This window comes from Wolbachia endosymbiont of Drosophila barbarae, from assembly GCF_044752445.1.
Lineage (GTDB): Bacteria > Pseudomonadota > Alphaproteobacteria > Rickettsiales > Anaplasmataceae > Wolbachia > Wolbachia pipientis.
This window is the reverse complement of record NZ_JBIXJM010000152.1, coordinates 1-8261: the sequence shown is the minus strand read 5'-3', so window position 1 is coordinate 8261 and position 8261 is coordinate 1. Positions and strand designations below refer to the sequence as shown.

Below are 8261 nucleotides of genomic sequence, written 5' to 3'. Positions count from 1 at the left end.
CTCAACCTCCTTATCATCTTCTATCCTTATCTTATCACATCCGGACTTCTATGAAAAGAGCTATACTTGCACTATTACTAGCTGCACCTGCTAGAGATGAAGTAAGCAACACAGCCAAAACGCACAATCTCTTTATTTTCATATAACTCCTCATACAAAAAAATATATAATGCATAAGTATATATCCTTTATATTAAAAAAGATATAACTACATGTCAAAAAAAGTATAGCCATAAAATCAGATTATATAAAACGTACTACTCAGGTCTTTTATATAACTATATTTACTATCTTATTTGGTACAGCATATACAGTGCGAACTTTGCTTTGATCGATCTTACTGGACACAGAGTCTATCACTATTTTCTTCAATTCTTCTTGAGGTAAGTTAATTGCCACCTTGATTGTTGTACGTAATTTTCCATTGATTTGCACTGCTATAGTTACCGTATCGTCAACTAATAATGATTCATCAGCTTTTGGCCAAGGTTGACCTCCTATTTCTTGCCATAGGCTTTCAGCTAGATGTGGTATGAATGGTTCGATTACTCTGATTAATATACATATACCTTCATCAATAAGAGATTTTCCAGTTTTTACGTCTATTTCAGCTATTAAATTCGTCATCTCACGAAATTTTGCCACTACACAGTTTAATCTGCAGTTTTCCAAGTCATCTGTAAGTCCGTGTAAGAGTTTATGAATTTTTTTTCTGTACTCTAGAAGTCCACCCGTAACATTTTCATTATCATAGTGTATATTTACAGGTCTTAGCTGCATGACCATACGCCACAATTTATTTACATAACGAGAACAACCTTCCACACCATCATCGGACCATTCCATATCTTTCTCCGGAGGAGTGTCGGACAACACAAACAAGCGAGCAGTATCAGCACCATACTTTTCTATGATAAAGTTTGGATCAACTGTATTCTTTTTCGATTTGCTCATTTTTTCAACTTTGCCCACTTGAACTTTTGCACCTCGCGCTATTAATTCTTTTGCTTCTGCGGGAAATAGCCACTTACCATTTTCGTCTTTATAAGTTGCATGGCAGACCATTCCTTGAGTGATTAAAGTAGAGAAAGGCTCTTTAATATCAAAATAGCCACATTTGGTTAAAGCACGGCAGAAAAATCTTGAATAAAGCAAATGCAGAATTGCATGTTCTATCCCACCTATATAATAATCAACAGGCATAAAACGATTACATGCATCTTTGTCTATTGATTTATCTTCACTACAGAATGCAGCAAAATACCAGGAAGATTCAAAAAAGGTGTCGAATGTATCAGTTTCACGCTCTGCTTGCTTTCCGCACTTTGGACAATCAACAAATTTCCAAGTTGGGTGCTTATCCAGCGGATTGCCACCACTTGTAAATTCTACATCTATTGGTAGAACTACAGGAAGGTCTTTTTCTGGCACTGGAACAGTTCCGCAATCTTTGCAATATATGATAGGTATAGGGCATCCCCAATAACGCTGCCTTGAAACTCCCCAATCGTGCAAACGATAGTTTATTGTTTTTTTGCCTATTTTTTTTTCTTCAAATTTTTTAACTATGGCTTCCTTTGCTTCACTAACCATTAATCCGTTTAAGAATTCGGAGTTAAACATTGTCCCGTCTCCAGTATACGCCTCCTTTGTCATCTGAGTAGCTTGACACTGGGATCCATTGTAAGAATTCTGGTCACGCGCTGGAATGACACCTAAGTGGGCTGAAGAAATAACGGGAATTATCGGCAAATTATATTTCTGTGCAAATTCAAAGTCACGCTGATCATGTGCAGGGCAACCAAAAATCGCGCCTTCCCCATATTCCATCAACACAAAATTCGCTATGTAAAGCGGCAATTCCTTATCAAGAAATGGATGTTTGACGTTTAATCCGGTGTAAACTCCTATTTTTTCATCGTTCTCTCTTTTCGATTTTATTTCCTGGATCCCAGTGTCAAGCACTGGGATGACAACAGAAGAACCATTCTTTAAATCCTGCACAATAGGATGCTCTGCTGCCACTGCACAAAAAGAAGCCCCAAACAAAGTATGAGGATAAGTTGTAAACACTTTTAATTTCTTATTCAGGCCAACTACTTCAAACTCTATAGTTGCTCCTTCAGATTTTCCTATCCAACGCTCCTGCATTGTTTTGACTTTTTCTGGCCAATTTTTCAAACTTTGCAGGCACTTGAGTAAATCTTCAGCGAAATCAGTAATCTTTAAAAACCATTGGGACAACTTACGTTTTTCAACAACTGCACCTGATCGCCATCCTTTTCCATCAACCACCTGTTCATTTGCAAGCACTGTTTGGTCCACTGGATCCCAGTTAACCCATGATTCTTTTCGATAGGCAAGCCCATGCTTTAAAAAATCCAGGAAAAATTTTTGTTCGTGTTTGTAATAATCAGGCTCACATGTGGAGAGTTCACGCTCCCAATTATAAGAAAGACCTATAGATTTCAACTGTGTACGCATATTATCTATATTCTCTTTTGTCCATGTTTCGGGGCTAATATTGTTATCCCTTGCTGCATTCTCAGCTGGTAATCCAAACGCATCCCAGCCAATTGGATGCAAAACCTCAAATCCATTAGCTCTCTTGTAACGCGCTATCACATCCCCTATTGCATAGTTACGTAAGTGTCCCATATGAATTTTACCAGATGGATATGGAAACATTTCCAACACGTAACACTTTTCTTGTTTACCACTCTTGCTTACAGAAAAATCCCATTTATCTTGATAAAATTTTTCAACACTTTTAAAATCATATTTCATATAAATCCAAATTCAATTACAGTTCATATGCATCAAAGGATCAACCGCTTGGCCATTATGTCGTATTGTGAAACACATCTGTGGATCTTTATCTTGTGTGCTTGATTTACCTGCAGATCCAATTACTTGACCTTGCTTTACTTTATCGCCAATTTCAACATGTATGGTTTTTAAATAGGAGTACACAGTCATGTAATTATCTTTGTGTTCCACTATAATTAAATTCCCATACCATCTCAGCCCTTTGCCTACATATATCACTTTGCCTAGTGCAGAGGAAACTACGTTCGTTCCATTTTGAGCAGCAATTTTTATGCCATCCTTACACATTTCATCAGAAGAGGTAGCTGAACCTTTAACTGGCATTACAAATTTACAATTTACCCCCACATTTTGTGTATTATTGTTATCTTTGTATATCCTATTTATGATGGCTTTTCTACTTTCTTTTTGCACTGAAGGCTCCCTAATTAAATGGTACTCTCTTGTATATTCCAGATCTCTTTTTCCGTAAAATTCTTCGCCTTTAAGCAGCACAGGTGCAGGTTTTTGCAGGCCACAGCCTATTAATATTGCTAATAACATAAGAAATGAGGCTATATGCCACATTTTAAACTCTCACAAAACTCCAAAATTTTAGCGAGACGTAGTGTTTCACGCCTGCTTGTTACTTTCCTCGTTATTTATTTTACTAGTTAAATAGTCCCTCAAATCGGTGAGTTCTTGCAACAAATTCTTTGTGACTTTTATATCATTACCAAATTCTTTTTGCACTCCTTTTATTGTATATCCTTTATCATATAGCATGTATTTTACTTTCTTTATGGCCTCTATACACTTGCGATCATATAGCCTTCTTCCTTTACGCTTTGTAGGCTTAATTTGATGAAATTGACCTTCCCAAAATCTCAAAACATGCTGTTCCAAATGTAGCTCTTCAGCTACTTCCCCAATCGTATAAAATAATTTTTCCTTGTTCATTAATTATTGATTGATTTTTTTATAATTTTTGAAGGCCTAAAAGAAACTGAATTTCTTGCCTGAATCATCACTTTCTCCGATGTATTTGGTATATTTCCTGGTCTTTCCTTCTTTTTCTTAACCAAGAATGTTCCAAATGACGATATTTTTACTATTCCATCCTTTACCAAGCTTGTCTTTATTTCGTCCAATATATCATCTATTATCGAAACAGAGTCTTCCTTTGATAATCCTATTTCTTGGTTTATATCTCCAGCTATCGTTGCCTTAGTTACTGTTGTGTCTTTTGTTGTAACGTGATCCATTATTGATAAATATTACAATACGTAAATATAATATAGCAATCGACTCGAGATTCAGCTACTTTATTTTTTAGAGTATGTCTCTTTTGTTGCATAATTTAAAATACCGGCAACTATCAATATCGCAAATATTGCAAAAAGTGCCATTTTATGATCTGTAAAAAGTGCTAACATTGACACTATAACTCCACTGCCAATAAACATAAATCCATTGATAATGGATGATGATGTGCTGATGTATTTTCGTTTCACAATCTCGCTGCCGACAGTAAAATTAAGCATATGTCCTCCCGCAAAAAACCCGAACATTAACATACAAAAGTACACAACGTGGACTGTTAAATGGCTGTATAGTAAAATAATAATTGAGACGCCTTGCAATAAAGCAAAAGCAGAAATTACATGTTTCCTATTTTTAAATAAGTTTGAGATTCGATCTGCAATTGGAGCACCAACTGCAAGACCAAACCATAGTATTGCAGTTGCTATACCTGACTCCATTGCATTGAGTTCTGAGTTGCCCAGTAACCTTCGAGCCCACAAGGTATTAAGTGCTAAAAATGTTCCAAAAGTAATAGCACCCACCACTGAAGTTATCCAGATATCTCTTAATTTTAGCACTGTTAATATAGAGCACATTACTGTCTTCATAGAGCTTTTTATTGTGCGCTTTTCTGAGCTGCTTTCTGGAAGTGTGTTTGGACAAAAAAGCGTAAGTACAAATATCAACACACCAAATAGTATTATGCATACAATCAGATTTTTCCAATATGCATCTTCGGCAAGCAAGTTAGAGAACAGTATTTGAATTACCAAAGCAGAAAGGCTTGAAATTGTCTGCACTAGTGAAAACATTAGTCCAAATTGGGCAGCGGAAAAACATATGCTACTTGTGTGAGCAGCACCAATAAAACCAAATGATGCTCCAGTTGCAATCAACACTTGAGACAAAATCAAATGGGAGAAATTGTCACTATTAATAAGGACAAAAAACCCCAAGATCATAGTTGATAACGAGAAAAAATAAATTTTTTTACTGGAAAAAACATTAAACGTTGCTCCACTAAAAAATTGTAAGATGGCGAAAGTCCAAGTATATGCTGAATTAGCCAGTGCAACTTGCGCGATTGTAAGTCCAAGTTCCTTTTCGAGATTTACACTTATAAAGGTATAAATTATCTGCATGTTGCTGAATATAACAACCAAATTACTAATCAGCCAAATGAACCAAGCCTTAGCTCTACTTTCCATAAGATTTGTTTTTATAAGTAATCTATTAGAAATTTAACACTAAGTCTCTTTTTAAGCTATTGTTTCCTGACTACTGTTATAGCTAACCCAAAAAACGGTTTCCCTACGTCATGCCGCCGCGGTATCTCTAGATCCCGCTAACAAGCAGCGGGATGACGAGCTTATCGTCACGCCGCCACGAACCGTCATACCGCGATTCATTCGCGGTATCTCAGCCGCTAACAAGTAGCGGGATGACGGTTGTCAGGGTGTCATGAAAGTAGCTGACACTGGAATCCAGAAAAAAAGAAATATGTATCAGCTACTTTCATTTGCTGCGCCTCAAAAATAAACGTTCATGTAGCTGTAAGTCAAGCCATAAATCCAGATAAAGATCTTTAATCATTGGCTTCGTAGTACTTTTCAACCAACTTATTAAGTAACCTTACACCAAAACCTACTGCTCCTCTTGGACAAATGTCAGTACCTTTTTCGTGCCAAGCAGTGCCTGCAATATCTAAATGTGCCCAGCAAGTTTCATCCACAAAACGCTGTAAAAACTGTGCAGCCATTATGCTATCTCCGCCAGAGCCCGCAGGAGCGATATTTTGCACATCAGCAATCGGTGAATCAATAATTTTATCGTAAGTTTCATTCATAGGAAAACGCCATAACTTCTCATTTACTTCATTTCCTGCATCAATCAGACGGTTTGCTAATTCATCATTATTTGAAAAAAGACCAGCATATTCGTTATTTCCAAGCGCAACCACTATAGCACCAGTTAAAGTTGCAAGATCAATCATAAATTGTGGTGAAAATCTCTCTTGCGTATACCACAAAGCATCTGCAAGTATGAGCCTTCCTTCTGCATCGGTGTTCAACACTTCTATTGTCTGTCCAGACATTGAAGTTACTACATCACTTGGTCTTTGAGCATTACCACCCACTGCATTTTCTGCAAGTGCGACCACACCGATCGCATTTACTTTTGCTTTTCGTCCTGCTAAAGCATGCATCACCCCAACCACAGCAGCAGAGCCTGCCATGTCATATTTCATCGACTCCATACCACGTGAAGGTTTGAGCGATACTCCACCAGTGTCAAACGTTATGCCTTTACCAACAAAAGCTATTGGCTTTTGTTCTTTAGCAGCTCCATTCCATTTTATCACTACTAATTTTGGTTCTTTACTACTTCCTTGTGCAACTCCAAGCAAGGCTCCCATTTTTTTCTCTTCCATCTGCTTTTTATCAAGCACCTCGATTTCAAGGCCAAGCTTAGTAAGTTCTTTTTTTATATGATCAGCATAGGATTCTGGATATAGAATGTTAGGAGGCTCTGTTATAAAAGAGCGCGCAAGGAATATACTCTCACCTTCTTGCCTTGAGTGCTCAAATGATCTTTCAGCATTACTTAATTGCTCATCTTTTACTAATACGGTAATCTCCTCTACCTCTGTAATTTTCTCATCCTTTTTAGTTTTATACTTATCAAACTTAAAACTACGCAGAAACGCACCATATGCAACATTTGCTGCACTACCTTCGATTAAAACCGCTGCTTTTTTAATTTTTAATCTGCTTAGCTCACAATATATTTTACCACCAATATTTAATTCTTTATTTTCATTCCATTCATCCTTCTTACCAAGTCCAACAACTATGACATTTTTTTCTTCTGGCAAAGTAGTAGAGAAAAATTCACCAAAACTTCCATTGAAATTGCTAAATTGCTTTATATTATCCATGATCTGTTTTCCTTGCAAAACTCCGCCATCATTTACGGTTTCGTTGTCCTCAAATAAACCCGTTACTATTGTTTTAAAATCGGGCGAAATTTTAGAAATTGTTATTTTCATTGCTGGCATCTCCGTTGCAAATAATTGTAAACTGTACATAAACCACAGCAAAAACATCAGTAAGATATTTTTCATATACATCCTAAGTACAATAACACTCAAGTTTACTATGGACTCCCTTACATGCAAGGGTTTTTTATCTTTTATTAGAGAACTTATTATATCCGCCCAAGGTAATGTTAAACGTATAGGTTTTTATGACCTGATCACTGTAAGTAAATGGTGTTATGAGAAGGCTTGCAAGCCCATTACTAACAAAATCTCCAAGAACAGGATCAGCACAATTATCGCAATTATGGTCAACAAAAAACATTTGCGTTGTGAATTCCGGAAAATCCGGATGTTGAACTAGAAAGTTAATATGTGGAGCTCTATCACCAATTTTACCAGGTGCTATCGTAATAAAATTATAATAGCCAAGATTATTCACTACAAACCTTCCTGATCCAGCAAAATTCGGATCATCCTCTATATTCTTATCGTAATGGTTCACGCCGCGTGAATTCGCGTGCCATATAGAAACTACAGCATTTTGTATTGGTAAGCAGTTTATATCAGTAATTCTACCCACTATGTGTATTAATTCCCCTATTGCACTATTTGGAGAACCAGGTTTCCTTCTTAAATTGTTTGAAGAGCTAAAATTTTTTGGCCTTGCATCAAGGTCATATATTTCCGGAGTTTTAATGCAGTTGAGCAAAACAGGATCAGCTGCAAATAGCGGCAAACTGAATATCATTTGTACTAAAAGTGCTAACAAGATATTTTTCACATTCATTTCATTTATAATAGACTTCTTGCATAACCATATAACAAACTTTTATTGGAAATAGAAACGAAAAAACTTGCTTGACACCCTTCGCCAGCCCCCTTATCATGAAACTGAAGGTATTCAGTTATCTTCATCTGTGCAGATTAAACAGCAAGAAAACAACGTAGTTGGCGTCTTATTTTTAATTTTTTGCACTATGTGCACCTTATGTCTTCACAATATTTCTAGGTTTTTACCTACACAAGCTGAAACGCGCTATTTAAAACATTAAAAAACGCCAACTTAAAAAATGGATAGTGAATAACTAGCTACCCTAGGGTTTCTTTT

General features: G+C 36.5%; 7 protein-coding genes. All 7 read right to left on the bottom strand.

Annotation, left to right across the window (positions count from 1 at the left end):
- Positions 1 to 270 precede the first annotated feature (270 nt).
- On the bottom strand, positions 271 to 2787 hold the full coding sequence (leuS, locus tag ACIPNH_RS02845; protein WP_400771618.1) for a leucine--tRNA ligase: 2517 nt from the start codon (positions 2785 to 2787) through the stop codon (positions 271 to 273).
- Between the two features lie 12 nt (positions 2788 to 2799).
- The gene (locus ACIPNH_RS02840) at positions 2800 to 3396 is read right to left on the bottom strand and encodes a murein hydrolase activator EnvC family protein (RefSeq protein ID WP_400771616.1); all 597 of its coding nucleotides are present in this window, start codon (positions 3394 to 3396) and stop codon (positions 2800 to 2802) included.
- 45 nt (positions 3397 to 3441) lie between these two features.
- Positions 3442 to 3768: a MerR family transcriptional regulator gene (locus ACIPNH_RS02835; protein ID WP_006279880.1), complete on the bottom strand. Its 327-nt coding sequence runs from the start codon at positions 3766 to 3768 to the stop codon at positions 3442 to 3444.
- The gene (locus ACIPNH_RS02830; protein ID WP_006279881.1) at positions 3768 to 4073 is read right to left on the bottom strand and encodes an integration host factor subunit alpha; all 306 of its coding nucleotides are present in this window, start codon (positions 4071 to 4073) and stop codon (positions 3768 to 3770) included. Before ACIPNH_RS02830 ends, ACIPNH_RS02835 begins: the two co-directional genes overlap by 1 nt.
- 60 nt (positions 4074 to 4133) lie before the next feature.
- On the bottom strand, positions 4134 to 5321 hold the full coding sequence (locus ACIPNH_RS02825) for an MFS transporter (protein WP_400771614.1): 1188 nt from the start codon (positions 5319 to 5321) through the stop codon (positions 4134 to 4136).
- A gap of 377 nt (positions 5322 to 5698) precedes the next feature.
- The gene (locus ACIPNH_RS02820) at positions 5699 to 7201 is read right to left on the bottom strand and encodes a leucyl aminopeptidase (RefSeq protein ID WP_174515790.1); all 1503 of its coding nucleotides are present in this window, start codon (positions 7199 to 7201) and stop codon (positions 5699 to 5701) included.
- A gap of 97 nt (positions 7202 to 7298) precedes the next feature.
- Complete coding sequence (locus tag ACIPNH_RS02815) at positions 7299 to 7940, bottom strand: protocatechuate 3,4-dioxygenase (RefSeq protein ID WP_155968861.1); 642 nt, start codon at positions 7938 to 7940, stop codon at positions 7299 to 7301.
- Positions 7941 to 8261 lie beyond the last annotated feature (321 nt).

Coding starts and splice junctions, on each gene's coding strand:
- leuS (WP_400771618.1), bottom strand. CDS start 2,787: ATGAAATATGATTTTAAAAGTGTTGAAAAATTTTATCAAGATAAATGG.
- ACIPNH_RS02840 (WP_400771616.1), bottom strand. CDS start 3,396: ATGTGGCATATAGCCTCATTTCTTATGTTATTAGCAATATTAATAGGC.
- ACIPNH_RS02835 (WP_006279880.1), bottom strand. CDS start 3,768: ATGAACAAGGAAAAATTATTTTATACGATTGGGGAAGTAGCTGAAGAG.
- ACIPNH_RS02830 (WP_006279881.1), bottom strand. CDS start 4,073: ATGGATCACGTTACAACAAAAGACACAACAGTAACTAAGGCAACGATA.
- ACIPNH_RS02825 (WP_400771614.1), bottom strand. CDS start 5,321: ATGGAAAGTAGAGCTAAGGCTTGGTTCATTTGGCTGATTAGTAATTTG.
- ACIPNH_RS02820 (WP_174515790.1), bottom strand. CDS start 7,201: ATGTACAGTTTACAATTATTTGCAACGGAGATGCCAGCAATGAAAATA.
- ACIPNH_RS02815 (WP_155968861.1), bottom strand. CDS start 7,940: ATGAATGTGAAAAATATCTTGTTAGCACTTTTAGTACAAATGATATTC.